Annotated in this window: 25 protein-coding genes; 12 read left to right on the top strand and 13 right to left on the bottom strand. The window is 69.3% G+C overall.

Going from position 1 to position 26,009, the window contains the following annotated elements:
* The first annotated feature begins 1 nt into the window (after position 1).
* The 3 genes from AB0C28_RS43115 to AB0C28_RS43105 all read left to right on the top strand — a co-directional run bounded on the left by AB0C28_RS43115 (position 2) and on the right by AB0C28_RS43105 (position 2,896).
* On the top strand, positions 2-712 hold the full coding sequence (locus AB0C28_RS43115; protein ID WP_357848786.1) for a methyltransferase domain-containing protein: 711 nt from the start codon (positions 2-4) through the stop codon (positions 710-712).
* On the top strand, positions 709-1,770 hold the full coding sequence (locus AB0C28_RS43110) for a prenyltransferase (RefSeq protein ID WP_358081539.1): 1,062 nt from the start codon (positions 709-711) through the stop codon (positions 1,768-1,770). Before AB0C28_RS43115 ends, AB0C28_RS43110 begins: the two co-directional genes overlap by 4 nt.
* Before the next feature lie 145 nt (positions 1,771-1,915).
* Positions 1,916-2,896, top strand: coding sequence for a DUF1702 family protein (locus AB0C28_RS43105; protein ID WP_357848792.1), 981 nt, complete (start codon positions 1,916-1,918; stop codon positions 2,894-2,896).
* Positions 2,897-2,911: 15 nt separating this feature from the next.
* Here AB0C28_RS43105 and AB0C28_RS43100 read toward each other — a convergent pair whose 3' ends face one another.
* Complete coding sequence (locus tag AB0C28_RS43100; RefSeq protein ID WP_357848905.1) at positions 2,912-3,541, bottom strand: class I SAM-dependent methyltransferase; 630 nt, start codon at positions 3,539-3,541, stop codon at positions 2,912-2,914.
* An 85-nt stretch (positions 3,542-3,626) separates the two neighbouring features.
* Here AB0C28_RS43100 and AB0C28_RS43095 point away from each other — a divergent pair, with 85 nt between their 5' ends.
* The 3 genes from AB0C28_RS43095 to AB0C28_RS43085 are packed head-to-tail and all read left to right on the top strand — an operon-like array spanning position 3,627 to position 5,378.
* Positions 3,627-4,079 (top strand): pyridoxamine 5'-phosphate oxidase family protein, encoded by a 453-nt coding sequence (locus AB0C28_RS43095; RefSeq protein ID WP_346111725.1) that lies wholly within the window; start codon positions 3,627-3,629, stop codon positions 4,077-4,079.
* Positions 4,076-4,267, top strand: a complete 192-nt coding sequence (locus tag AB0C28_RS43090; RefSeq protein ID WP_346111726.1) for a ferredoxin — start codon at positions 4,076-4,078, stop codon at positions 4,265-4,267. Before AB0C28_RS43095 ends, AB0C28_RS43090 begins: the two co-directional genes overlap by 4 nt.
* 22 nt (positions 4,268-4,289) lie before the next feature.
* Positions 4,290-5,378 carry a Zn-dependent alcohol dehydrogenase gene (locus AB0C28_RS43085; RefSeq protein WP_357848796.1) on the top strand — a complete coding sequence of 363 codons (1,089 nt, stop codon included), beginning with the start codon at positions 4,290-4,292 and terminating at the stop codon, positions 5,376-5,378.
* A 137-nt stretch (positions 5,379-5,515) separates the two neighbouring features.
* Here the strand turns inward: AB0C28_RS43085 and AB0C28_RS43080 are convergent, their stop codons facing one another.
* The 9 genes from AB0C28_RS43080 to AB0C28_RS43040 form a co-directional block, all read right to left on the bottom strand.
* Complete coding sequence (locus AB0C28_RS43080; RefSeq protein ID WP_357848799.1) at positions 5,516-6,289, bottom strand: hypothetical protein; 774 nt, start codon at positions 6,287-6,289, stop codon at positions 5,516-5,518.
* Positions 6,290-6,418: 129 nt separating this feature from the next.
* On the bottom strand, positions 6,419-7,426 hold the full coding sequence (locus tag AB0C28_RS43075; protein ID WP_346111742.1) for a sugar phosphate isomerase/epimerase family protein: 1,008 nt from the start codon (positions 7,424-7,426) through the stop codon (positions 6,419-6,421).
* Positions 7,423-8,574: a Gfo/Idh/MocA family oxidoreductase gene (locus tag AB0C28_RS43070; protein ID WP_346111729.1), complete on the bottom strand. Its 1,152-nt coding sequence runs from the start codon at positions 8,572-8,574 to the stop codon at positions 7,423-7,425. Before AB0C28_RS43070 ends, AB0C28_RS43075 begins: the two co-directional genes overlap by 4 nt.
* Positions 8,575-8,591: 17 nt before the next feature.
* On the bottom strand, positions 8,592-9,647 hold the full coding sequence (locus tag AB0C28_RS43065; RefSeq protein ID WP_357848802.1) for a substrate-binding domain-containing protein: 1,056 nt from the start codon (positions 9,645-9,647) through the stop codon (positions 8,592-8,594).
* On the bottom strand, positions 9,644-10,651 hold the full coding sequence (locus tag AB0C28_RS43060; RefSeq protein ID WP_357848805.1) for an ABC transporter permease: 1,008 nt from the start codon (positions 10,649-10,651) through the stop codon (positions 9,644-9,646). Before AB0C28_RS43060 ends, AB0C28_RS43065 begins: the two co-directional genes overlap by 4 nt.
* A complete protein-coding gene (locus tag AB0C28_RS43055) occupies positions 10,651-12,135 on the bottom strand; it encodes a sugar ABC transporter ATP-binding protein (RefSeq protein ID WP_357848807.1) in 1,485 nt (494 codons plus the stop codon). Before AB0C28_RS43055 ends, AB0C28_RS43060 begins: the two co-directional genes overlap by 1 nt.
* Before the next feature lie 12 nt (positions 12,136-12,147).
* Positions 12,148-13,305 (bottom strand): ROK family transcriptional regulator, encoded by a 1,158-nt coding sequence (locus tag AB0C28_RS43050; RefSeq protein ID WP_358081536.1) that lies wholly within the window; start codon positions 13,303-13,305, stop codon positions 12,148-12,150.
* A gap of 364 nt (positions 13,306-13,669) precedes the next feature.
* Positions 13,670-14,542, bottom strand: a complete 873-nt coding sequence (locus tag AB0C28_RS43045; protein WP_357848813.1) for an SDR family NAD(P)-dependent oxidoreductase — start codon at positions 14,540-14,542, stop codon at positions 13,670-13,672.
* Between the two features lie 51 nt (positions 14,543-14,593).
* The gene (locus AB0C28_RS43040) at positions 14,594-15,652 is read right to left on the bottom strand and encodes an MBL fold metallo-hydrolase (RefSeq protein WP_358081534.1); all 1,059 of its coding nucleotides are present in this window, start codon (positions 15,650-15,652) and stop codon (positions 14,594-14,596) included.
* A gap of 45 nt (positions 15,653-15,697) precedes the next feature.
* Between AB0C28_RS43040 and AB0C28_RS43035 the strand changes: the two genes are divergently transcribed.
* Positions 15,698-16,543: a glutathione S-transferase C-terminal domain-containing protein gene (locus tag AB0C28_RS43035; RefSeq protein ID WP_358081531.1), complete on the top strand. Its 846-nt coding sequence runs from the start codon at positions 15,698-15,700 to the stop codon at positions 16,541-16,543.
* Here AB0C28_RS43035 and AB0C28_RS43030 read toward each other — a convergent pair.
* Both AB0C28_RS43030 and AB0C28_RS43025 read right to left on the bottom strand, forming a co-directional pair.
* The gene (locus AB0C28_RS43030; RefSeq protein WP_357848822.1) at positions 16,491-17,783 is read right to left on the bottom strand and encodes an MFS transporter; all 1,293 of its coding nucleotides are present in this window, start codon (positions 17,781-17,783) and stop codon (positions 16,491-16,493) included. The genes AB0C28_RS43035 and AB0C28_RS43030 overlap by 53 nt on opposite strands.
* Entirely contained in the window at positions 17,780-18,349 is a 570-nt protein-coding gene (locus tag AB0C28_RS43025; protein WP_357848825.1) for a helix-turn-helix domain-containing protein, read from the bottom strand. The genes AB0C28_RS43030 and AB0C28_RS43025 overlap by 4 nt, the downstream gene beginning before the upstream one ends.
* A gap of 87 nt (positions 18,350-18,436) precedes the next feature.
* On the opposite strand from AB0C28_RS43025, the gene AB0C28_RS43020 reads away from it, so the two are divergent.
* The 5 genes from AB0C28_RS43020 to AB0C28_RS43000 all read left to right on the top strand — a co-directional run bounded on the left by AB0C28_RS43020 (position 18,437) and on the right by AB0C28_RS43000 (position 24,969).
* A complete protein-coding gene (locus AB0C28_RS43020) occupies positions 18,437-19,081 on the top strand; it encodes a phenylalanine--tRNA ligase beta subunit-related protein (protein ID WP_358081528.1) in 645 nt (214 codons plus the stop codon).
* Between the two features lie 204 nt (positions 19,082-19,285).
* A complete protein-coding gene (locus AB0C28_RS43015; RefSeq protein WP_357848831.1) occupies positions 19,286-22,933 on the top strand; it encodes a multifunctional oxoglutarate decarboxylase/oxoglutarate dehydrogenase thiamine pyrophosphate-binding subunit/dihydrolipoyllysine-residue succinyltransferase subunit in 3,648 nt (1,215 codons plus the stop codon).
* A 107-nt stretch (positions 22,934-23,040) separates the two neighbouring features.
* Entirely contained in the window at positions 23,041-23,220 is a 180-nt protein-coding gene (locus tag AB0C28_RS43010; RefSeq protein ID WP_357848834.1) for a DUF6104 family protein, read from the top strand.
* Between the two features lie 196 nt (positions 23,221-23,416).
* Entirely contained in the window at positions 23,417-24,220 is an 804-nt protein-coding gene (locus AB0C28_RS43005; RefSeq protein ID WP_358081525.1) for a DUF4097 family beta strand repeat-containing protein, read from the top strand.
* Positions 24,217-24,969, top strand: coding sequence for a PadR family transcriptional regulator (locus AB0C28_RS43000; protein WP_358081522.1), 753 nt, complete (start codon positions 24,217-24,219; stop codon positions 24,967-24,969). Before AB0C28_RS43005 ends, AB0C28_RS43000 begins: the two co-directional genes overlap by 4 nt.
* Before the next feature lie 142 nt (positions 24,970-25,111).
* Here the strand turns inward: AB0C28_RS43000 and AB0C28_RS42995 are convergent, their stop codons facing one another.
* Positions 25,112-25,975 carry an oxygenase MpaB family protein gene (locus AB0C28_RS42995; RefSeq protein WP_357848844.1) on the bottom strand — a complete coding sequence of 288 codons (864 nt, stop codon included), beginning with the start codon at positions 25,973-25,975 and terminating at the stop codon, positions 25,112-25,114.
* Positions 25,976-26,009 lie beyond the last annotated feature (34 nt).

The following is a 26,009-nucleotide window of genomic DNA, read 5'->3' as shown; positions in this document are numbered from 1 at the left end:
AGTGCTGACCGTGGACTTCGCCCGGCTGCCCGTGGGCCCCGGCGTTCGCGTGCTCGATCTCGGCTGCGGCGGCGGCCGGCACGCGTTCGAGGTGCTGCGCAGGGGCGCGGACGTGATCGCGTTCGACATGGACCAGTCAGAGCTGGACGGCGTGTCGGCCATGTTCGCGGCGATGGACAAGGCGGGCGAGGTGCCCGCGGGCGCCACCGGCGAGATCGTCCAGGGCACCGCCCTGGACATGCCGTTCGAGGACGGCTCCTTCGACCGGGTCATCGCGGCCGAGGTGCTGGAGCACATCCCCGACGACATGGCGGCCATGCGGGAGATCCTCCGCGTGCTCAAGCCGGGCGGCACGGCCGCGATCACCGTGCCGAGCTTCCTGCCCGAGCGGATCTGCTGGGCGCTGGACGAGGACTACCACACCGCCCCCGGTGGCCACGTACGCATCTACACGCTGGCCGAGCTGTCGGCCAAGCTGAAGTCCGTCGGGTTCACGATCGGCCCCCACCACCACGCCCACGGCCTGCACGCCCCCTACTGGTGGATCAAGTGCGCGGTGGGCGTCAACAACGACGACCACCCCCTCGCGAAGGCGTACCACGAGCTGCTGGTCTGGGACATCATGAAGCGCCCGGCCGCGACCAGGATCGCCGAGAGCCTGCTCAACCCGCTCATCGGCAAGAGCGTGGTCCTCTACGTCCGCAAGCCATGATCTCCCGCGAAGAGGTCGTCAGGACCGCGGCCAGCATCGCGGCGATCCAGCAGGAGGACGGCGGCGTGCCGTGGCCCGAGGGCCACGTCGACGCCTGGAACCACGTCGAGTGCCTGATGGCGATGACCGTGGCGGGGCTGGATGAGCCAGTACGCCGCGGCTACGCCTGGCTGGCCCGCCACCAGCGCGCCGACGGCTCGTGGCCGATGAAGCTGGTCGGCGGCGTGCCCACGGAGCTGGGCGGCGAGACCAACCACGCCGCCTACGTCGCCGCCGGAGTGTGGCACCATCACCTCGTCACCGGCGACCAGCGCCTCACAGAGGAGAGCTGGCCGATGGTCAAGGCCGCGCTCGACTACGTGGCGGGGCTGCAGACCGAGCGCGGCGAGATCGTCTGGGAACGTGACGCGCACGGCAGGCCCTCGACGTACGCGCTGCTCACCGGCTGCTCCTCCATCCACCAGGGGCTGCGCTGCGGCGTGCTGCTCGCCGACCACCTGGGCGACCCGCAGCCGCACTGGGAGCTGGCCGCCGACCGGCTGGCGCACGTGCTCGCCGCCCACCCCGAGGCGTTCGCCGACAAGAGCCGCTTCTCCATGGACTGGTACTACCCCGTCCTCGGCGGCGCGGTACGCGGGCGGCAGGCGGTGCAGCTGCTGGAGCGCGAGTGGGCCACGTTCGTGGTGCCGGGGCTCGGCATCCGGTGCGTCTCCGACCAGCCGTGGGTCACGGGGGCCGAGACCTGCGAGCTGGTGCTGGCGCTCGACGCGCTGGGCGACAGGGAACGGGCGCTGGCGCTGTTCCAGGACATGCAGCACCTGCGGCACGAGGACGGCTCGTACTGGACCGGCTGGCAGTTCGTCAACCGCAAGCACTTCCCGCACGAGCGCTCCGGCTACACCGCCGCCGCGACCGTCCTCGCGGCCGACGCGCTGGCCGGGTATTCGGCGGGGGCCGGGCTGTTCCGCGACATCGCGGGGACCTCCGTGTTCGATCCTGACGTGTGCGGGTGCGCCGGCGTACGCGTGCCTCCCCAGGCGGCCGAAGAAGGTCTCTGAGCCGCGCACAAGGGCTTTTGCCGGTTCTTTGCCGAGGACAACCGGTGCGCCGCCGTCGAACGGCGCAATGGGGTTACTAGCTTCGTGTCTGGCCGTACGAGGCGTCTTCGGGGGAAGCGTGGGCGACACGGGCACAACATCGTTCTTGGACCAGGTCAGGACCCATCCGGCGGCTGAGCCGCAGGTGTCGCGGGCCAGAGGGTTGCGCAGATTCCTGGCCAAGGATCCGCTGGAGTCCGATCTGGGCCGGCGGAGATTCCGGTCCAGGGGCGGGCCTTCGCGGATGGTCTTCACGAAGGCCGAGAGTTCGTACGTCTTCGGCTACAACGCGGTGATGTCACGCGAGACAGAGAAGATCGAGGAGATCCCGCACGAGCAGCGGCCCTTCGGCTACGAGGGAGCGGCCGCCGCCTGCACCGTACTCGACCTGCTCACCCTGACCCGGGGCCGGCGCCTTCACGAGCTACTGGCCGGCCCCGCCCAGCATCACCGCCACGCCGCCTACCTGGGCGCCGGCCGCGGGTACGCACTCGTACGGCTGCGCCCGGTGTGGGGCGCGCGCCGGGCCCATCCGCTGCTGCGCTGGCTGGCGGTGGACGGGTTCGGCTTCCAGATGGGGCTGACCAGGACCGATCGCCTGGTGGGCGAGCGGACCATGCCCGACCTGCTCACCAGGGCGCACTGCGCGGTCTTCGACCAGGGGCTCGGGCGGCTGCTGTGGTACCACGACGGCGCCTCCCCCGACGACGCGGCCACGCGGATCGGCGGTTTTCCCGCGCCGCGGCGGGCCGACCTGTGGAGCGGGGTCGGGTTCGCGGCCACGTACACGGGCGGGGCCGAGGCCGACGAGCTGTGGTGGCTGACCGAGCACGCGGGGGCCGACGGGTTCCGCGCGTACCTGGCCCAGGGGTGCGCCTTCGCGGTCGCCGCGCGGCTGCGTTCGGGAGAGCTGCCCGCGCACGTCGCGCGGGCCGTGCCGATCCTGGCCGGGACCGACCCGGAGGAGGCGGCCTCGTGGACGGACCAGGCGCTCATCGCGCTCGGGCACGAGGCGCACACGCACGAGGACTTCCAGCGCTGGCAGTCGCAGATCCGCCGCTCCTGGAACCGCCGCCACCGCTGCTGACCGCCTTGTGAAGGCTCAGATTCCCGGGCCTACCCGCTCCAGCACCCGCAGCGACCCCGTCACCGACACCTCCTCGAACGCCCCAGACGCCAGCGCCCGCCGATAGACCTGGAACGGCGCCTGCCCGCCGTCGGCCGGATCGGGATAGATGTCGTGGAAGACCAGCGCCCCGCCCGTCATGACGTGCGGCGCCCAGCCCTCGTAGTCGCGGGTCACCGGCTCCTCGGAGTGGCCGCCGTCGATGAACAGCATGGCCAGCGGCGTGCTCCAGAGCGCGGCCACCCGCTCGGACCTGCCGACGACGGCGATCACCTCCTCCTCCAGGCCGGCGGCGGCGATCGTGGTCCTGAAGGTCGGCAGTGAGTCCATCTTGCCGAAGCGCGGGTCCACCAGCGTCGGGTCGTGGTGCGCCCAGCCCGGCTGGATCTCCTCGGAGCCGCGGTGGTGGTCGACGGTGACGACCACCGAGCCGGACTTCCTGGCCCCCGCACCGAGGTAGATCGCCGACTTGCCGCAGTAGGTGCCGATCTCGCAGATGGGGCCGAGCTTGCCGTACCGGCAGGCCGCCTCGAACAAGGCCAGGCCCTCGTCCTGCGGCATGAATCCCTTGGCGTGCTTGGCCGCGTACAGCAGCTCTGACGGCATCGACATAGGCATGCACCCTAGCCGAACCGAATAACATTCCGGCGGGCTCTTGCCGGGCCGTTCTGCAACCTGTTCTACTTGGCACGTGAATCAGCGCGCACGCATCGCCATGTCGGACGACGACGTCACCGCCTTCCTGGAGAGCTCGCGCAAGGTGCAGCTGGCCACCATCAACGCCGACGGCACCCCGCACCTGGTGACCATGTTCTACGGCCTCGCGGGCGGGGAGATCGCCTTCTGGACCTACGCGAAGGCGCAGAAGGCCCGCAACCTGTCCCGCGACCCCCGGGTGAGCTGCCTGGTCGAGACCGGCGACGACTACGACCAGCTGCGCGGCGTCCTGGTGTACGGCACCGCCCGCAGGGTCGACGACCGCGACCGCGTCATGGACATCGGCATGACCATCGCCCGCAGGATGACGCCCGGCGTACCGGACGAGCTGCTGCGTCCGTACGTGGAGAAAACCGGCCTCAAACGGGTTGCGTACGTCGTCGAGCGCACCAAAGTGGTCTCATGGGATCACAGGAGGCTCACATGAAGGTCAAGGTGGACGAGCTGGTCTGCGAAGCCAACGCCGTGTGCACGGGGCTCGCGCCGGAGGTGTTCGAGCTGGACGACGACGACCAGCTGCACATCCTGCTCCCGCAACCACCCCCCGAGACGCAGGACCGCGTCCGCCACGCGGTCAGGTCCTGCCCGAAAGCCGCTCTGTCCCTCGAGGAATAGCCCAGGCACGAGGAGGAACCCCATGCGCGCCGCGATCCTGCACGCCGTAGGCAACGACAAGCTCGACATCCGGGACGACGTCACCCTGGCCCCCGTCGGGCCGACCGACGTACGCGTGCGGATCAGAGCCACGGGTGTCTGCCACTCGGACCTGTCGGCCATGACCGGCGTGCTGCCGCAACCCGTGCCGCTCATCCCGGGCCACGAGGGCGCCGGCGAGGTGGTCGAGGTGGGCGAGCACGTCAGCTCGGTCAAACCCGGCGACCACGTGGTCATCTCCTGGCGCCCCGCCTGCCAGGAGTGCGAGCTGTGCGTGGGCGGGCAGCCGTACCTGTGCATGAAGTACGTCATCGAGTCCTTCTCCAAGGGCAACTTCCGCCTCGGCGGCGACGACGCGACGGTCTTCGGGATGGCCGGGTGCGGCACTTGGGCGGAGGAGATCATCGTGCCCTGGCAGGGCGCGATCAAGATCGACGAGGACGTCTCCTGGGAGGCCGCGGCCCTGATCGGCTGCGGCATCACGACCGGCGTGGGCGCCGCGATCAACACCGCGAAGGTGCGGCCGGGCTCCACGGTCGTGGTGATCGGCTGCGGCGGCGTCGGCCTGTCCGTCATCCAGGGCGCCCGCGTCTCCGGCGCCAGGACGATCCTCGCGGTGGACCCGCTGGAGTCCAAGCACGCACTCGCCAAGAAGGTCGGGGCGACGCACGCGGTGACTCCCGAGCAGGTCCCCGAGGCCCTGAACGAGCTCACGGGCGGCGGCGGCTTCGACTACGGCTTCGAGGTGGTCGGCAAGGCCGCCACGATCCAGAGCGCCTGGCAACTCACCCGTGCGGGCGGCGACGTCATCGTGGTCGGGGCCGGGGCGATGGACGACATGGTGTCCATCTCCGCCTTCAGCCTCCTCTTCGAAGGCAAGAACCTGCTGTCCAGCCTGTACGGCGAGGCCGACGTCCGCCACGACTTCCCGTACTTCGCCAAGCTGCACAAGACGGGCCTGCTCGACCTGGAGTCCATGATCAGCGCCAGAATCCGCCTCGCCGACCTCAACGACGCCGTAGCGGCCCTGCGCGGCGGCGAGGTCCTCCGCCAGATCGTCATCATGGACTGACGCCAGGAAGCCGAACCCCAACCGAAGCAAACCGGGCGAATCCCCCAAATGCTGGTCGTTATCCTTTCACGCCGCCCCCGAGCGTGAAAGGATAACGACTATCCTTTCATTGCCGTAGCGGGGTGAAAGGATACGCGTCACAGGACTCCCGGAGGCTCCTCGAAGTCCGGGTGGCACGAGGTGAGGAAGGCGAACGTGGCCGTCGCGTCCTTGGTCCGGTAGAAGTCGACCATTGTGGTGTTGAACTCGGCTCTCCGGACAGCGGGCACGCTGATGGCGTCCATCCCGTTCGACATGAGGTGACCGTTCATCATGGTGCGGCCGGTTCGCTTGTTGCCGTCGAAATAGAACCGCTGCAGGGCCGCGAACAGGAAGTACGCGATGGCCTGCTCGAACGGCGACTGTATCTCGGCGTAGATGGCCTGCACCCCGTCCGAGAAGATCTGCCGCAGATTCGCGCCCCCTGGCACCGTCGGAGGCGGCATGTACCTGCCGTGTGAGCCTAGGCTGACCCCGGGCGTCAGGGTGAGGGGACCCTCTCCTCTGAAATGCCCGACCTCAAGGGCCTCACCTTCGGCGATCAACTTCTGGAAGTGATCCGACGTGGGCTTGTCGAGTCTGAACTTTTCCGCCTTCACGACGCGCACAAGTTCTCTGGCCGACTCGGCTAGATTGATCACCTGCCGTTCATCGCTGAGCTTCCGACCGCCCACGGTGATGCCCTCCATGAGGGTCTGCACCTCTGGATAGGTGAACGGATTTCCTTCCAGAGCGGCCGCGTCCCATACGAACTCGGGAAGCGCGCGCTGGTACCTCCAAACCGCCCGCTCAACCGAATGAACGCCGACGTCCTGTCTGATCGACTCTCTGTCCCATCGGAATCCCAGCGCATCCGTCAACCCTGCAGCCATCACTGTCTCCCCAGGTAATTGCTCCATGACATGCATAGCAGAGGCGCTCACCTCTGAGAGCTTCTCTACCGATGGAGAGAGCCGTGCGCCCCCCGGCCCAGAGGGCCGGGGGGCGCTCAAAAGCGGCTGTTACGTGGTCGAGAAGGCCGCGTCGAAGGCCGTGGTCGGCGGGGTGATGGAGTTGAGGGTGCGGATGTAGGACAGTGCCTCCTTGGCCCCGTCCAGCCGGTCCATCCCCGCGTCCTCCCACTCGATCGAGATCGGACCTTCGTACCCGATCGAGTTCAGCGCCCTGAAGCAGTCCTCCCACGGCACGTCGCCGCGGCCGGTCGAGACGAAGTCCCAGCCTCGGCGCATGTCCGCCCACGGCAGGTGCGACGACAGGCGGCCCTTGCGGCCGTCGCCGACCCGGACCCGCGTGTCCTTGCAGTCCACGTGGTAGATGCGGTCCTTGAAGTCGAGGATGAAGCCGACCGGGTCGATGTCCTGCCACACCATGTGGGAGGGGTCCCAGTTGAGGCCGAACGCGGGCCGGTGGCCGATGGCCTCCAGGGTGCGCACGGTGGTGTGGTAGTCGTAGGCGATCTCGCTCGGGTGCACCTCGTGCGCGAAACGCACCCCGACCTCGTCGAAGACGTCGAGGATCGGGTTCCAGCGGTCGGCGAAGTCCTGGTAGCCGGCGTCCACCATGGAGGCGGGCACCGGCGGGAACATCGCGACCGTGTGCCAGATCGACGAGCCCGTGAAGCCCACCACGGTGTCCACGCCGAGCAGCGCGGCGGCGCGGGCGGTGTTCTTCAGGTCCTCGGCCGCCGCCTGGCGCACGGACTCGGGGTCACCCGAGCCCCAGATGCGCGCCGGGAGGATGGCCTTGTGCCGCTCGTCGATGGGATGGTCGCACACGGCCTGGCCCACGAGGTGGTTGGAGATCGTCCATACCTTCAGGCCGTGCTTGTCCAGTTGCGCGCGCTTCTGCTCCACGTACGACGGGTCCGACACGGCCTGGGCCACGTCGAAGTGGTCACCCGAGCAGGCGATCTCCAGGCCGTCGTAGCCCCATTCGGCCGCCAGCCTGCACACCTCCTCGAAGGGCAGGTCGGCCCACTGTCCCGTGAACAGCGTGACTGGTCTCATCAGTCCTCCACGTCCGTGTAGCGGCTACCCTCAGCCGCGCTGCGCTCGACCGCCTCCAGCACCCGCTGCACCCGCAGCCCGTCGGCGAACGAGGGCGTCGGGTCGGCTCCGGTGGCGACCGCTTCCAGGAAGTCCTTGATCTCGTGGGTGAAGGTGTGCTCGTAGCCGAGTCCGTGGCCGGGCGGCCACCAGGCTCCGACGTACGGGTGGTCGGGCTCGGTGACCAGGATGCGCTCGAAGCCGCCGCCGTCGGCGCTGTACCAGAGCTCGTTCATCGCCTCGAAGTCGAAGGCCAGGCTGCCGCGCGAGCCGTTGATCTCGATGCGCATCGCGTTCTTGCGCCCGTTGGCGAAGCGGGTGGCCTCGAAGGAGGCCACCGCGCCGCCCGACAGCCGGCCGATGAACAGCGCGGCGTCGTCGACGGTGACGGTGCCGCGGGCGGAGGAGCCGGTGGCGCCCAGCCCCGCCGACTCCGCCGCCAGCGGCCGCTCCTTGATGAACGTCTCCGTCAGCGCGGACACGCCCACCACGTTCTGGCCGGTGATGAACTGGGCGGCGTCGACGATGTGCGAGCCGATGTCACCCAGCGCGCCGGCGCCCGCCTTGTCCTTCTGCAGCCGCCAGACCAGCGGGAACTCCGGATCGACGATCCAATCCTGCAGGTACGCGGCGCGTACGTGCCTGATCTCGCCGATCCGGCCCTCCTCGACGTACCGGCGGGCGAGCGCGATCGCGGGCACCCGCCGGTAGTTGAAGGCCACCATGCTCTTGCCCGGCGCCACGGCGGCGGCCGCCACCATGGCCTCGGCCTCGGCCACGGTGTTGGCCAGCGGCTTCTCGCAGAGTACGTGCTTGCCGGCCTGCAACGCGGCGATGGCGATCTCGGCGTGGGAGTCGCCCGGCGTGCAGATGTCGACGATCTGCACGTCGTCGCGCTTGACCAGCTCTCTCCAGTCCGTCTCGACGGCGTCCCAGCCGAGCTGCGCGGCGGCCGCCTCGGTGCGCTCCTTGGACCTGCCGGAGAGCACCGCCATGCGCGGTGCCAGCGGCAGGTCGAAGAAGGCGCCCACGCTTCGCCAGGCTTGGGAGTGGACACGGCCCATGAAGGCGTAGCCGACCATGCCCACGCCGATGGTGGTTCTGTCTGACATGCAACCCCCGATCAGGATCAGGACTCGAAGCCGAGCGCCAGGTACTTCTCGACGTTGTCCTTGGTGATGGTCTCGGACGCGAGTGTGATCGACTGGGGAACCTGGTTCTCCACCAGATCACTCATGCCCTTCCCCTGTGCTATCAGACGCGCCAGCTTGATCGCCGAGGAGGCCATGGTCGGGCTGTAGGTGACCGTCGCCTTGAGCACGGACGTGCCCGTCTGGATCTCCTTCATCGCGTTCAGCGATCCGGCGCCGCCGACCATGATGAACTCGTTGCGGTTCGCCTCCTTGATGGCGGCGAGCACGCCCACGCCCTGGTCGTCGTCGTGGTTCCAGAGCGCGTCGATCTTCTTGTGCGCCTGGAGCAGCGAGGTGGCCACCTCGTTGCCGGTCTCGACGGTGAACTGGGCGTCCTGCTGGGCCGTGACCTTGAACCCGTACGTCTTGAGCGCGTCGGCGAAGCCCTTGCTGCGGTCCTGGGTCAGGGGGAGCGTGGCGATGCCCTGGATCTCGACGATCACGGGGTTCGTCACGTTCTTGCTCTTGAGCTCCTTGCCGATGTAGTGGCCGGCGGCCACGCCCATGCCGTAGTTGTCGCCGCCGATCCAGGTCCGGTAGGCGAGCTTGTCGGGGAAGATGCGGTCGAGGTTGATCACCGGGATACCCGCCTCGGTGGCCTGCAGCGCGACCTGGTTGAGCTGCTGGCCGTCGTTGGGCAGGATCACCAGCGCGTTCACCTTGGCCGCGATCAGCGACTCGACCGCGGAGATCTGCTGGTTGATGTCGTTGGTGGGCTCGACGGGCTTGAACTCGATGTCGGAATACTGCTTGGCGGCGCTCTCGGCGTTCTTGGCGATGGCCGCGATCCAGCCGTGGTCGGCGGCCGGGGCCGAGAATCCGATCACGACCTTGGTGCCCGGCTGGTCGTTGCCACCGGTCGCCTGGGCCGGAGCCGGGGCCGCGCTCGACGGAGCGGCCGCCGGCTCGTTGCTGGTGCAGCCGGTCGCTAAGAGAACGGCTCCGCCGAGACCGCCGACGAGGAATCCCCTGCGCGCGACGTTGTCACTCATGGTGCTCTCTCCTTCAGGTTCCGCCGCTGGAGAAGGACGGCGACGACGATGATCAGGCCCTTGGCGATCAGCTGGTCGCTGGTGTTGAGGCCGTTGAGGATGAACAGGTTGGTGATGAGGGTGAAGATCAGCAGGCCCAGGATGGAGCCCATGATCGTGCCTCGCCCTCCGGTGAGCAGCGTGCCGCCGATGATCACCGCGGCGATCGCGTCGAGCTCGTACAGGTCGCCGTGGGTGGACGAGCCGGTGGTGGTGCGCGCCATGATCAGGATGGCCGCGATGCCGCAGCACAGCCCGGACAGGGCGTAGAGCAGCATCGTGTGCCTGCGCACGTCGATGCCGGCCAGGCGGGCCGCCTCGGGGTTGCCGCCGACCGCGTACGTACGCCGCCCGAACGTCGTGCGGTTGAGCAGCACCCACCCGAGTATCACGACGAGGGCGAAGACGTAGACGAGCAGCGGGATGCCGGCCACGCGGGTGGTCGACAGATCCACGATGGCCGCGTTGTCGGACGAGATCAGCTGCGTCTTGCGGTCGGACATGCGCTGAGCCAGGCCGCGCGCGGCCACCAGCATGGCCAGCGTGGCGATGAACGGCACCAGCCGCCCGTAGGCGATCAGCCACCCGTTGACCAGCCCCGCCCCGGTGCCGACGAGGATCGCGCAGATCGACATCACCACCGGCCCGTACGACTGCGTGGCAAGCGTCGTCGCCCAGACCGAGGCCAGAGCCATGATCGCGCCCACCGACAGGTCGATGCCGCCGCCGATGATGACGAACGTGGCCCCGACCGTGATCACGCCGATGGTGGCCGCCAGCGACAGGATGCTGATCAGGTTGGAGGCGGTCGCGAAGTTGTCCGGCCGGGTGACCAGGCCGACCACGACCAGCAGCGCCAGCGCGCCGAACAGGCCGAGGTGGCGCATCTCTCCGACGCCGCGGATCGACGGCAGTGACAGGGCGGCCGTCTTCCCCGGGGGCCGGTCCGTCGTGGGCTCGCTCATCACGCCGCCCTCCCATTCATGATCATGTCCAGTACACGGTGCTCGTCCAGCCCTTCGGCCTCGCCCTCGTGGATGACGGCCCCTTCGCGCAGCACCAGCACCCGGTCCGCCAGGCCGAGCACCTCGGGCACCTCGCTGGAGACCAGGAGCACGCCGATGCCCTGCTCGGCCAGGTCGTGGATGACCGCGTACAGCTCGGCCCTGGCGCCCACGTCCACGCCTCTGGTCGGTTCGTCGAGCAGGAGCAGCTTGGTGCCGCCGAGCAGCCAGCGGGCGAGCACGGCCTTCTGCTGGTTGCCGCCCGACAGGGTGCGGATCGGGCGTTCCGGGTCGGGTGGCCGGATGTCGAGCATTTCGGAAAGGCGCTTGGCCTCGTCCAGCTCACGTTTGCGGTCGATCCAGCCGAACTTGGAGAAGCCCGGCAGGGTGCCCAGCGTGATGTTGGCGGTCACGCTCTGGTCGAGGAGCAGGGCCTGGGCCTTGCGTTCCTCGGGGGCCAGGCCCATGCCGCGCTTGACCGTGCCGACGACGCCGCGGCGCACCGGGCGGCCTTCGAGCAGGACGCGGCCCGAGGCGGGGCGGGCGCCGTACACGGCTTCGAGGATCTCCGAGCGGCCCGAGCCGACGAGCCCGGCCAGGCCCACGATCTCGCCCGCCCGCACCGAGAACGAGACGTCGGAGAAGACGCCGGGCGAGGTGAGGTTCTCCACGCGCAGCACCTCCTCGCCCGGCTCGCGGCCGCCCCTGGGCGGGAAGACGTACTCGACGTTCCTGCCCGTCATCAGAGAGACGATCTGCGTGGTCGGGGTCTCGCTCGCGGACAGGCCGACGGCGACCGTACGGCCGTCCTTCAGCACCGTGACCCGGTCGCCGATCTCGCGGATCTCCTCCAGGCGGTGGGAGATGTAGACCACGGCCACACCCTGGGCGGTGAGCTCGCGGATGATGCGGAAGAGGTTGGCCACCTCGTCGTGGGCGAGGGCGGCGGACGGCTCGTCCATGATGATCAGGCGCGCGTCGTGCGAGAGCGCGCGGGCCATCGAGACGACCTGCTTGGCCGCCGGCGACAGCCGGCCGACCTCGGCCGATGGGCGGATCTCCGGATGGCCCAGGCGTTCGAGCACCTCGCGCGCGGCGCGCCTGCCCTCGCCTCTGTTGACGAAGCCCAGGCGGGCGTGCTCGTGGCCGAGGAAGATGTTCTCGGCCACGCTGAGCCCGTCGACCAGGTCGAGTTCCTGGTAGATGGTGGCGAAGCCGAGTTTGATGGCGTCGATGGGGCTCCCGGGACGTACTTCGCTCCCGTTGAACAAAATGGTGCCCTCGTCCGGCTGGTGCACTCCGGCGAGCACTTTGATCAGGGTGGATTTTCCGGCGCCGTTCTGGCCGAGCAGGCAGTGCACCTCGCCCGCGCGTACGTCCAGATCGACCCCGTCCAGCGCGCGCACGCCGGGGAACTGCTTGACGATGCCCTGCATGACCAGCATCGGAAGTCCCTTTCAGGCGTTGACGATGCGGTTGATGTTGTCGGGTGACAGATAGTGCTCGATCGCTAGGATTCCGGCGCCGAGCGCGGCGGCGTTGATGCCGGTACGGCTCGGCGTGATGGACAGATGGTGCGTGGCCAGCGGCAGCGATCTGCGGTAGACCGTCTCCCTGATCCCGGCCAGCAGATGCTCGTGCACCCGCGACAGCGCGCCGCCGATGACGATGACCTCGGGGTTGAAGAAGTTGACCAGGCTGGCCAGCACCTCGCCGATCAGCCGGCCGGCCTCCCTGACCAGGCGCAGCGCCTGCGTGTCACCCGCCTGCACGAGCGCCACCACGTCGCCTCCCGACTCGGCCGACAGGCCCAGCTCGCTCAGCCTCCGCGCGATCGCGGCCCCACCGGCCACGGCTTCGAGGCAGGCGCTGTTGCCGCACCGGCAGCCGGCGTCGTCGTGGCCGCTGACCCGGATGTGCCCGATGTCGCCGGCCGAGCCCTGGGCGCCCCGGTGGAGCGTGCCCTCGGCGATGATGCCGCAGCCGATGCCGGTGCCGACCTTGACGAACAGCAGGTGGCCGGCGCCGGGGAAGGCGTTGCGGTGCTCGCCCAGCGCCATCACGTTGACGTCGTTGTCCACCAGGACCTCGACGCCGTCGAAGTACTCGGGGACGGGGTAGTCGTTCCAGCCCGGCATGATCGGCGGGTTGTTCGGCCGTCCGGTGGCGAACTCCACCGGCCCCGGCACGCCGATGCCGATGGCCCGCAGCGCGGAACGGGGCCGTCCGACCCGGTCGAGCAGGTGGTCGAGCCGCTGGTCCACGTGGGCGAGCACCGTCTCAGGGCCCTCCCCGATCAGCAGCCCGTCCTCGCACTCGGCCAGCACCTCGCCCGAGATGTCCATCAGCGCCACCCGGCAGTGCGTGGCACCGAGGTCCACGCCGGCGAAGGCGTGCTCCTCGGTGTGCAGGCGCAGCTGGCGCGGCGGCCGGCCGCCGGTGGACTCGCCGCTCTCGGTCTCCTCGACGAGTCCGCGTTCGATCAGCGCGTCGACGCGCTGGGAGATCGTGGATCTGGCCAGGCCGGTCAGCTTCGCCAGATCGGAACGGGTCGTCGCGGAGCCCGCACTGATCAGAGTCAGCACGTCGCCGGCGGAGCCCGGCAGGGGGGTCATGCCGCGACAATAAGATCACCGATGCGGCAAATCAAGAGTGATAATCGACCAAACTCCCCCAACTTCCGCCGGAGATCGAACAAAGGCGGGGTTCCAACCCGTTCGTATCGACATTTCCGACATCGGGCGGACGTGCGAAGCGCCGGCCCCTGTCAGGGGACCGGCGCCCGGAAAACACGGCTTCACCTGGGGCGGAGCCCGACGCGGCGGCACGTGGAGGTGGTCCGCGACCGCGGCGCAGTCAGATCGTCGCGGACGGCGACGGCCCGGTCAGAGCGCCGCGACCGGCCGCGATACCGTTACCGCCTCGTTAACAGCCACGACACCGCCCTAGCCCCGTCAGAGCACCGTCAGAGCACCGTCGTCAGAGCATCGCCTTCATCGAGTCGCCGGCCGTCAGCACGTACGGCTGCTCGGCCATGACCGCCCCCCAGTTGGCCTCGATCGCCTCGGGCGTGACGTCGTCGGTCTTCCAGCCGGGCCCCTCGGCCACGAACACCCGCGCCACCCGGCCCCCACCGACGGTGAAGACCTCACCGCTGGCCTCGCACGACTCGTGCACGAGATAGGCGACCAGCGCGCTGACCCGCTCGGGCGTGAACTTGGCCTCGAACTCGGCCGGCAGCAGCGCCTCCGTCATCCGGGTCCAGGCGACGGGGGCGATCGCGTTGGCCTTGATGCCGTTGCGCGCGCCCTCGATGCCGATCGTCTTGGTCAGGCCGACCAGGCCCATCTTGGCGGTGGAGTAGTTGGCCTGCCCGAAGTTGCCGAAGAGCCCTGCCGGGCTGGAGGTGTTGACGACGCGCCCGTAACCGGCCGCCTTCATGAGCGGGTAGGCGGCCTGGCTGACCAGGTACGAGCCGCGTACGTGCACGGCCAGCACCGCGTCGAACTCCTCGACCGTCATCTTCCCGAACGACTTGTCGCGCAGGATGCCCGCGTTGTTGACGACGATGTCGACCTTGCCGAACGCGTCCACCGCCGCCTGGACGACGGCCCTGGCCCCTTCGGGCGTGGAGATGTCGTCGGCGTTGGCCACCGCCTGGCCGCCGTTCTTCGTGATGAGGTCGGCGACCTCGGCGGCCGGCCCCGTCGAGGCGCCCGTGCCGTCGAGCGCGCCGCCGAGGTCGTTGACGACGACCTTGGCGCCCCGCTCGGCCAGCAGGAGGGCGTGTGACTTGCCGAGGCCGTGCCCGGCCCCCGTGATGATCGCGACCCTGTCATCGAACCGAAGCATCGAACCTCCCGCGCAGGAGAACAACATTCTAGTATGAGTACGATAACCGCCTCAGGGCTTCAGCCACAGGTCCGGCTCACCCGCCTGCCGCACTACCCGTCCCTTCGCCTCCAACCACGCCAGGTGAGCCAGCGTCTCGTTGTTGGCCGAGCGCCGCATGAACGGCGGGATCGTCTCCCACGGCCGCGACCAGGTCAACCGGGTGGCCACCTCCCAGCACGACGACGCCCCCGCCGCGCCGAGCACCCGTTCGATCTCGGCCAGCCGCTCGTCGTGGTGCGCCATCACGGTGTCCACCCGTTCGGCCAGTTCGAGGAAGCGGAACTCGTGCGCGGGCAGCACCTCGTCCACGTCCAGCTTGCGTACGGCGGCCAGTGAGTCGAGGTAGTCGGCCAGCGGGTTGGGCCCCGACTGGGGGTGCACGGCCACGATGGGCGTGATCTTCGCCAGCACGTGGTCACCCGAGAACAGCACCTTGCGCTCGGGAGAGACGAAGCACAGGTGGCCGGGCGAGTGTCCTGGCGTCCAGACGGCCCGCAGGTCCCAGCCGGGCAGGCCGAGTTCCTCGCCGTCCTCGACCAGCCGGTCGGGCCTGGCCATCGAGACCATGTGCCTGATCATCATGGACGCCCCCGCCAGCTCGTCCAGGGTCAGCTCGGGGACGCCGCAGCGCTGCAGCAGCGCCCGCTCGCGCTGGACGAGGGAGTCGATGGCCGCGTCGTCGTAGCGTTCGCGCACCAGGCGGGCGTCCGCGGGATGCAGCGCGATCCAGGCGCCGGACATCTCGCGGACCCGTCCGGCCAGGCCGTAGTGGTCGGGGTGGATGTGGGTGACGAGCACGCCCTTGACGTCGGTGATCGCGTACCCGGCCACGCCCAGGCCCGCGACGAGCGCGTCGTACGCCTCATCGGTGTTCCAGCCGGCGTCGATGATCGCCACGCCGTCGGGCAGTTCGAGGACGTAGACCAGCACGTACCGGAGGGGGTTGATCGGGATCGGCACCGGGACCGACCACACTCCCGGCCGTACCCGCTCGACGTCCGGGATCGTCCCGCCTACCCACGCCTCCCGCTGCGCCGCGTTCGAGGGTGTCACCACAAATTTCGCCACACGCCCGAATATAGTTCTGCGCCCGAATCGTGTTCTACTGGGGTCATGAAGCCGAGCCGCGAGTTCGACGCCGATGGCCGCTTCGTCCGGCAGCCCAACCGTTTCACCGATCGCCTGGGCCCGCCCGCGCCCGGCCGCTACCGGCTCTACGCCTCCTACGCCTGCCCATGGGCCCAGCGGGTGCTGATCGTCCGCGCGCTCCTCGGCCTGGAGGACCTGCTGGACGTCACGATCGTGGACCCCATCAGGGACGAGAAGGGCTGGCGCGTCCCTGGCGGCGACCCGGAATACCTGTCGGAGCTCTACCTCGCCACCGACCCCGACTACACGGGCCGCTACACCGTCCCCTGCATCTGGGACACCCAGGACAAGCGGATCGTCACCAACGACTTCCCCCAGATCACCCTCGACCTGGAGACGTCATGGGGGACCTCCCCCGACCTCTATCCGGAACGCCTGCGCCCCGACATCGACATCATGAACGACCGCCTCTACCACGGCCTCAACAACGCGGTCTACGAGGCCGGCTTCTCCCGTGACCAGCAGGTGTACGAGGAGGCGGTCGCGCGGGTGTTCACCACCCTCGACTTCCTGGAGGTGCGCCTGGCCGGGTCGGAGCACCTCTTCGACACGCTCACCGACAGCGATGTGCGCCTCTACACGACTCTGGCCAGGTTCGACGCGGTCTATCACACGCACTTCAAGTGCTCGGTCCGCCGGCTGGTGGACTATCCGGCACTCTGGGCGTACGCGCGCCGGCTGCATGCCATCCCGGCCTTCGGCGAAACCACCGACTTCGACCAGATCAAGCGTCATTACTACCTCACCCAGCCCGGCATCAACCCGAGCCGGATCGTGCCGGTAGGACCTGATCTGGACTGGAGCTTGTGACCACCCCGACCAGGGGCATCCGGACGAACACCAGCACCGAGACCAGCGCCACCGCCGCCGTGATCCCCCACGCCACCGGCAGGCCGGCCTGGGCGGCCAGGGCGCCGAGCGCGAGGTTGGCCGCGGCCCCGCCGCCCTGAAGGGACAGCGAACTGGTCGAGGTGACCGTGGTGCGCTCGGCGGCGGTGACCGCTTTGTGGGTCATCTCCAGGCACAGCACGCCCGCCACCGCGAGGCCCACGAAGAGCGCGACGTAGGCCAGCCCGGCGCTCACCAGCCCCGCGGCGCCGCGGAGGTCCGCCGTGGCGGCCAGCGCGGCGACCGAGAGCGCCATCAGCACCGTCCCCGCGATGGCGCCCCGCGCGGAGCCGCCCGCCAGCCGCGCCGCGCGGGGCGCGAGCGAACTGCCCGCCGCGCTGCCGGCGAACCCGAGCGCCGCCACCACCGCGTAGGCCAGGCTGCCGCGCTCGGCCGTGCCCGCCAGCTCGGCCAGCCGGCCGGGCGTGAGCAGCTCGATGCCGGTCAGGACGACGCCGGAGACGACGGCGGCGAGCATGAGCCGGCGCAGCACCGCGCCCCGCAGCGCGAGCCTGACGCCACCCGCCACCGTGGCGGGAACCTCGCGCAGGACGCCGCCGAACGAGCGGCGCTCGTGGGCCGGCTCGGGCATCGCGATGAGCACCACCACCAGCAGCACCAGCGCCGCCACCGCGCCCACCATGGACGGCGCGGCCAGCGGGAAGATCAGCGAGGGCGGCACCAGGAGCGGCAGGGCGCCACCCGCCAGCACGCCCACGCACAGGGCCACGGACTCCATCGCGCTGCCCCCGGCCAGGCCCGGTTTGAGGTCGGCGTCCCGGCCCTCGATGCCGTGCAGCGTGTCGACGTACCAGGAGGTGGCCGGGCCGCTGGACAGCGCCCTGGCCACGCCCTTCAGCACGCCGCTCGCCACGAACATCCAGAACGTCGTGGACACGCTGATCAGCGCGAGCGCCGCCACCGTGACCGCGGCCGAGGCGGCCAGCACCACGCGCCGCCCCACGACGTCGGCGAAGCCGCCCGTGGGCAGCTCCAGGCAGACGGCCACGAGCGAGTAGACGGTGATCACCAGGCCGATCTGGGCCAGGCCGAGCCCCCTCTCGCTCATCAGCAGCACCATGCCGGCCGCCATGAGCCCCACGGGCAGCCAGGTCAGGAAGCTGACGAGCAGGTAACGCCGGTACGCCGATCGCGCGGTCATGATGATCTCTCCTCCCGGGCTCTGGGGAAGCCCCCCACCCAGATCCGTACCTGCTCGATGTCAGGAGCCCCCGCGTGGCGGGCGGTCAGCTCGCGCAGGATCTCCTCCGTGCGCGCCATGAACTCCGCCAGCCCGGCCGGCGGCAGCTCGGCGATGTGGTCGCTCATGCCGGCCGTCTCCACCCACTCGGGAGACCACTCGGCCTCGTCGAACTCCTGCACGACCTGCCCGAGCGCCTCGGCCTGCCACAGCCGCATGACCTTGATCACCTCGCGCCCCTCAGGGGTGTCGGACATCTCCCTGCTGTTCCACGAGGTGTAGCGGTGGCGGGCCCGCCAGCGGCGCTCGCGGCCGTCGCGCCGGTCGTCGTCCTCCTCGATGAAGCCGAACTTGAACAGCTCGCGGAGGTGGTAGCTGGTCGAGCCGGAGCTCTCGCCCATCTTGCGGCCGAGCTCGCTCGCGGTGGCCGGGCCGTCGGCGCGCAGCAGACCGAGCAGGCGGGCCCGCAGCGGATGGGTGACCGCCCTGAGCACCTGCGGGTCGGTGATCTTGTACGACTCCTGCATACGACCGACGATAAACCGCAAAGCGAATTTTGCAAAGTGAATTTTGCGGTTTCCGCTCCCGGGTTCCCCGGCTTCTAAACTGTGTGGATGCTCGACGACATCTGGGTGGACGACTCCGTCCTCGCCCTGCGACCCGACTTCGCGGTGCTGGTCATGACCGCGCACGGCCTGAACAACGGGCCCACCGACGACCGCACCCGGGCCTGGCTGGCCGAGGCGTCCGAGGTGGAGGTGCAGACGGACAAGATCGACGCCTGGAAGGGCGCCTACCGCGCCTTCGGCGCCAAGCCGCAGCGCACCCGGCCCTCGGTCGACGCGCTCACCCGCCGCATGCCGCTGCCGGAGATCAACCGCGCGGTCGACGCGTACAACTCGATCAGCGTCAAGCACGCGCTGCCCATCGGCGGCGAGGACCTCGACCGCTACGTCGGCCCGGCCCGGCTGGTCAGGGCCGCCGGCGACGAGCCGTCGGAGGAGGCGCTCGGGCAGCCCGAGCCCGGCGAGGTGATCTGGCGCGACGACGCCGGCGTCACCTGCCGCCGGTGGAACTGGCGCCAGGTGGTGCGCACGCGCCTCACCGAGGAGACCACCAACGCGATCTTCCTGCTCGAACGCCTGGAACCCATGTCACTGGAGGAGCTCAAGCAGGCCGGCGAGGAGCTGGCGGACCTCCTGTCCGAGTTGTCCCCAGAGGTACGGATCACCACCAGGCTGCTTTCTGGCGGGAAATAAACCTCAGGCATCGACGTTGATACCAAAGAGTAATAAATGGCGCACTACCCGGATTGACTAGGCGAGCGTGACCTCTCCGCGCCGTCCTGAGAGGATCGTTCGAGGCGGCGCGGGCTCTTCGGCGCGCGTTGCCAGTCCGGGCGAGTAGCCTTGGACAGGTTCTCTAACATCAACGCCGATCTGCGGAAGAGGGCGATTTCCGCCGTGTCGTCTGAGTCGTCGCGGACAAACCCGCTGGCAAGCTTTGGTCAGAACGAGTGGCTTGTCGACGAGCTGTACCAGAAGTACCTCCAAGATCCCGAGTCTGTCGACAAGGCCTGGTGGAACTTCTTCGCTGACTACAACCCTGATTACGGACCGGGCCGAACCCCGGTCAGGGAGGCGGCGAACGGCACTGTCACCGCGCCGCCTCCAACGGCACCGGCCAAGGTGGCGCCCAAGGCGCAGCCCGTGGCCGAGAAGCCGAAGCAGCCGGCCGCCGCGGTGCCCAAGGGCGCCGAAGAGGTCAAGCTGCGCGGCGCCGCCGCACGCACGGCCGCCAACATGGACCTGTCACTGACGGTTCCGACGGCGACCAGTGTGCGGGCCATCCCGGCCAAGCTGCTCATCGACAACCGCATCGTGATCAACAATCACCTGAAGCGGGGCCGTGGCGGCAAGATCTCCTTCACCCATCTGATCGGCTTCGCGATCGTCAAGGCGCTGCGCGCCATGCCGGAGATGAACTACTCCTACGCGGAGATCGACGGCAAGCCGACCCTGGTCAAGCCCGAGCACGTCGGCTTCGGCCTGGCCATCGACGTGCAGAAGAGCAACGGTGACCGCCAGCTCCTCGTGCCCTCCATCAAGGGCGCGGAGGAGATGGACTTCCGGCAGTTCTGGGTCGCCTACGAAGACGTCGTCCGCAAGGCTCGCTCCGGCAAGCTGGGCGTCGACGACTTCGCCGGCACCACGATCTCGCTGACCAACCCCGGCACCATCGGCACGGTCCACTCCGTTCCGCGCCTCATGCCCGGCCAGGGCACGATCATCGGCGTCGGCGCGATGGAATACCCGGCCGAATACCAGGGGGCCTCCCCCGACACGCTCTCGCGTCTGGCCGTCTCCAAGGTCATGACGCTGACCAGCACCTACGACCACCGGATCATCCAGGGCGCCCAGTCGGGCGACTTCCTGCGGCAGATCCACCGGCTGCTGCTCGGCGAGGACGGCTTCTACGACGAGATCTTCGAGGCGCTGCGGATCCCGTACGAGCCGGTCCGCTGGGTCCAGGACATCTCGGCCTCCCACGACGACGACGTGGCCAAGTCCGCGCGCGTCATCGAGCTCATCCACGCCTACCGCGTGCGCGGGCACCTCATGGCCGAGACCGACCCGCTCGAATACAAGCAGCGCAAGCACCCCGACCTCGACATCCAGTCACACGGCCTGACGCTGTGGGACCTGGAGCGCGAGTTCGCCACCGGCGGCTTCGGCGGCCGGCCGCTGATGAAGCTGCGCGAGATCCTGGGCGTGCTGCGTGACTCCTACTGCCGCACCGTCGGCATCGAGTACATGCACATCCAGAACCCCGAGGAGCGTGCCTGGATCCAAGCGCGGGTGGAGAAGCCGCACAAGTCGCCCGAGCGCGACGAGCAGCTCAACATCCTGTCGCGGCTCAACACCGCCGAGGCGTTCGAGACGTTCCTGCAGACGAAGTTCGTCGGCCAGAAGCGCTTCTCGCTGGAGGGCGGCGAGTCCCTGATCCCGCTGCTCGACTCGGTGATCAGCGACGCCGCCGACGAGGACCTCGACGAGGTCGTCATCGGCATGGCCCACCGCGGCCGGCTCAACGTGCTGGCCAACATCGTGGGCAAGTCCTACGCCCAGATCTTCGGCGAGTTCGAGGGCAACATCGACCCGCGCACCGCGCACGGCTCGGGCGACGTGAAGTACCACCTGGGCGCGAGCGGCGAGTTCACCGCGCCGAGCGGCAAGACCATCACCGCGTCCGTGGTCGCCAACCCCTCCCACCTGGAGGCCGTCGACCCGGTGCTCGAAGGCGTGGTCCGCGCCAAGCAGGACCTGCTGGAGCGCGGCGAGGAGGGCTTCACGGTCCTGCCGGTCCTCATCCACGGCGACGCGGCCTTCGCCGGCCAGGGCGTCGTGGCCGAGACGCTCAACCTGTCGCAGCTGCGCGGCTACCGCACCGGCGGAACCGTGCACGTGGTGGTCAACAACCAGGTCGGCTTCACGACCTCGCCCGCCTCCTCCCGCTCCTCGGTCTACGCGACCGACGTGGCGCGGATGATCCAGGCGCCGATCTTCCACGTCAACGGCGACGACCCCGAGGCCGTGGTACGCGTGGGCGAGCTGGCCTACGAATACCGCCAGGCGTTCCGCAAGGACGTCGTCATCGACCTCATCTGCTACCGCCGCCGCGGCCACAACGAGGGCGACAACCCCGCCTTCACCCAGCCGCTGATGTACGACCTCATCGACGCCAAGCGCTCGACCCGCAAGCTCTACACCGAGGCCCTGATCGGCCGCGGCGACATCACGGTCGAAGAGGCCGAGCAGGCGCTGCGCGACTACCAGGCCAAGCTGGAGCAGGCGTTCACCGAGACCCGCGAGGCGGCGAAGAAGCCGCTGGAGGCGGGCGCGATGCGGGTGCCGCCGACCGAGGTCGTCAAGTGGTCCCACGAGGACACGCCGACCGCGATCAGCGACGAGACGCTCAAGCGCATCGTCGACACCCAGCTCAACCTGCCCGAGGGCTTCACGCCGCACCCGCGCCTCGCGCCGGTGCTGCAGCGCCGCGGTCAGAGCGTCGAGCAGGACGCGATCGACTGGGCGATGGGCGAGACGCTGGCGTTCGGCTCGCTGCTGATCGACGGCCACCCGGTGCGCCTGGTCGGCCAGGACTCCCGGCGCGGCACGTTCACCCAGCGCCACGCCGTCCTGGTGGACCGGATGACCGGCGCCGACCACACGCCGCTCAAGACGTTCAACCACGGCACCACGAAGTTCTACGTCTACGACTCGCTGCTCAGCGAGTTCGCGGCGCTGGGCTTCGAATACGGCTACAGCGTGGTCCGTCCCGACGCGCTGGTCCTCTGGGAGGCGCAGTTCGGCGACTTCGTCAACGGCGCCCAGACGATCATCGACGAGTTCATCTCGTCGGGCGAGCAGAAGTGGGGTCAGAAGTCCTCGGTCGTGCTGCTGCTGCCGCACGGTTTCGAGGGCCAGGGCCCCGACCACTCCTCCGCCCGCATCGAGCGCTTCCTCCAGGTCTGCGCGCTCGACAACATGACGGTCGCGCAGCCCACCACTCCGGCCAACTACTTCCACCTGCTGCGCTGGCAGGTGGAGTCGGAGCGGCACAAGCCGATGGTGGTCTTCACGCCCAAGTGGCTGCTGCGCCACAAGGCGGCCACCTCGAAGGCGGCCGACTTCACGTCGGGCACCTTCCAGCCGGTCCTCGGCGACACCACCGTCGACCCCGGCAAGGTGACCAAGGTCGTGCTCACCTCCGGCAAGCTCTACTACGAGCTGGCCGCGGCGCGCGACAAGTCGGGCCGTGACGACGTCGCCCTCGTGCGGCTGGAGCGGCTCTACCCGTTCCCGTCGGACGAGCTGGCGGCCGAGCTGGGGCGCTACGGCGACCAGGTCGAGCTGGTGTGGGCCCAGGACGAGCCGGCCAACATGGGGCCGTGGCCGTACCTGACCCTCAAGCTGGCCGAGGACCCGGGGACACTGGGCGGACGGTCCGTGCGGCGCGTGTCGCGCAGGCCCAACAGCTCGCCGGCGACGGGTTCGCACAACTCGCACGACACCGAGCTCGAAGAGATCCAGCACCAGATCTTCGGCTGAGCCGTCTTACCAGCGAGCCCCCGGTACTCGCCGGGGGCTCGCTGCTTTGTCCGGTCACGTCACATCCAGGCCCCTTGTCGGGCCCGGCGGTTGGAAAGGGGAGAACGATGTACTTCACCGATCGGGGGATCGAGGAGCTGGTCGAGCGGCGGGGCGAGGAAGAGGTCAGCCTGCTGTGGCTCGGGGAGCGGCTGCGCGAGTTCGTCGACCTCAACCCGGAGTTCGAGACTCCGATCGAGCGCTTGGCCACGTGGCTGGCCCGCCTGGACGACGAGGACGACGACTGATTCCCGCCCTTGTCCGTAAATAGCACGGCCTTTGCCACAGCACGGCCACCGTCACCCGACAGGGTCGCACCGGTTGGTCCTGCGATGTCGGCTGCCCTCACCCGCACTCCATAACGCGATACATCTTGAGTTTGCCGCCAACGCGACATATCGTGATTTATGTAGGAACGTACCCACAAGAGAGGGCCGGCGGAGCATGCAGCAGTGGACGATCGAAGAGCCGGGGCAACTGACCTTCGGCGACGTGGACTCACTCGACGTGCGCATCGTCGCCGGCCGCCTCGACGTGCTGGCCAGCGACGGCCCACCCACCCTGGAGGTGGCCGAGTTCGACTCCGCCTCCCCGCTCCTGGTCACCTACGACGAGGCGAACAAAGAGCTCACCATCGCCTATCGCGACCTCACCTGGGACGGCCTGCTCGGCTGGCTGCGCCGGGACAAGCGCAGAACGGTCCTGTCCATCACCGTGCCCAAGCGCTGCCGGGTCAAGGCGGGCGTGGTGACCGCGCCCGCGCTGGTGGCCGGGTTCGAGAAGGTCACGAACATCAAGAGCGTCTCCGGCGACATCGTGCTCGACGGCGTCAGCGGCGACGTGGCCGCCAACACCGTCTCGGGCGCCGTGGAGAGCCGGGCGCTGGGCGGCGACCTGTCGTTCGTCAGCGTCTCGGGCGACCTGACCGTGGCCCACGGCACGCCGCGCCGGCTGAAGGCCAACAGCGTCTCCGGCCGCATCACCGCCGATCTCCTCCTGCGTCCCACGGGTCACGTGACACTCAACAGTGTTTCTGGTGACATCCTGGTCAGGCTGCCCAAGAACGTGGAGGCGGACGTCAGCTTCAGATCCACCTCCGGCCGGCTGGTCAGCACCTTCGACGGACTGTCCAACACGAACAACCCCGGCTCCAAGACGATGTCGGGACGGCTGGGTGGCGGCATGGCCTCGCTGTCGGCGATCACGGTCTCCGGCGAGGTCACGCTGCTCAAGGGAGAGAAGGAATGAGCCCTGTCTTCGGTCACGGCCGGCTCCGGCTGTACCTGCTCAAGCTGCTGGAAGAGAGCCCGCGCCACGGCTACGAGGTCATCCGGCTGCTCCAGGACCGCTTCCTCGGCGTCTATTCGCCCTCTCCCGGCACGATCTATCCGCGTCTGGCCCGCCTGGAGGAGGAGGGCCTGGTGACGCACGAGGTGGTCGAGGGCAAAAAGGTGTTCTCGATCACCGACAAGGGGCGCGAGGAGCTGAACGCCCGGCTCGACGAGCTCGACGACCTGGAGCAGGAGATCTCCGCCTCGGTGCGCGACATCGCCCGCGAGGTCAAGGAGGACGTCCGCGACACGGTCAAGTCGCTGCGCGACGAGCTGACCCGGATGGCCAAGGACGTCCGTACGGGCGCTGCCGAGGACACCAGGCGACTGCGCCAGAAGCAGAAAGAGGACATCAGGCGCCTCAGGGAGCAGCAGAAGCGCCAGTGGATGGAACACGCCACCCACTGGCAGGACGAGGGCGAGCGGCTCAGCGGGGAGTGGCGCCGGATCTGGTCGGAGGTCTGGGCCACACTCGGCGGCCAGCCGTCCGGCGCACCGGCCAACAGGGCCGCGTTGGACGCCGAGCTGGGCGAACTGCTGGCCGACTTCGTCGCCCAGGTCCGCGAGGAGGCGTCACAGGCCCGGCTCACCCCGGAGCAGCTGGACGAACTGCGTACGACACTGCACGAGACCAGCCGCACCATCCACGACATCCTCGACCGCTGACCCCGCCCAAGCCTCATCCACGTCCAGGCGAACCGGGCGCGGATCCGATTGCTCCCCACGGGCGACGAAACGAAAGGGAGTCGGCGTTCCCCAGGCCCGTCCGGCAAGCCGCAACCCGCAGAGAATCCCTTCAAAACAACCTTTACGCGGAGCGGAGGTGGTTTCGGTCGGGGCGGCGGGAGGCGCGGGCCGCCTTGCGGGCGTGGTAGGCGATGGGCATGTAGCGCAGACGCTCAGGCAGGCGCGGGGTCAGCATGGCCACCGCGTGCCCGAGATGCCGCAGCCGCCGCTCCTCGCGGCCCGTCCAGCGCAGGCCGAGCTTCCGTCGTACGGCGGACGGCAGGGTGCCGACCGTGAGGAAATAGTTGAACTCACCCGCCCCGGCACCCACTGGCGTCCACAACCGGCGCAGCGGAGCGGGCAGCCCGGGTGGCGCCGGGGTGCCGCGCATGACCGAGAGCACGTCGAGCGCGGTCGGATGCGCCTCCAGCCGCTCGGCCACCATCCGGTCGAAGTAGCGCCAGAACGCGTCCAGGTCCTCGGGCAGCTCCCGCTCGGGCACCCGCAGGATCGCGCCGAGCTGCCGCGACTCGGCGTAGAAGCGCCGCTCCTGGTCGCGCGTGAACGGGGTGCCGAAATAGCGGTTGAGCACGATGAACCGCTCGAACAGCGACAGATGCACCCATGCCCACGCCTCGCCGTTCAGCGCGTGGTAGGGCCGGCCGCTCTCGTCCACTCCGCTGATCGGCTTGTGCAGCTCCCTGAGCCGCCGCCCCTCGGCCGGGCCGTCGGCGCCGCCGTACACCCACTTCTGCACGGACACGAGCGTGCGCTCCAGCCGCCCCCACGGGTCGTCCTTGTACGTGGAGTGCTCGGCCACCGCCGCGCCGACCGCCGGATGCATGGTCTGGAGCACCAGCGCGCTGCCGGCCACGAGCAGGTTGCGATATTCGCCGGTCGTGTCCCAGTGCATCGAACCTGGGCCGAAGGGCTCGATGTGCATCATGACAACCTCCCGGGTGACACAACCACTACCTCTT

The organism is Nonomuraea sp. NPDC048892 (genome assembly GCF_040649735.1).
Taxonomy (GTDB): domain Bacteria; phylum Actinomycetota; class Actinomycetes; order Streptosporangiales; family Streptosporangiaceae; genus Nonomuraea; species Nonomuraea maheshkhaliensis.
Note: the sequence above shows the minus strand (reverse complement) of the source record. Positions and strands in the feature narration are given on the sequence as shown.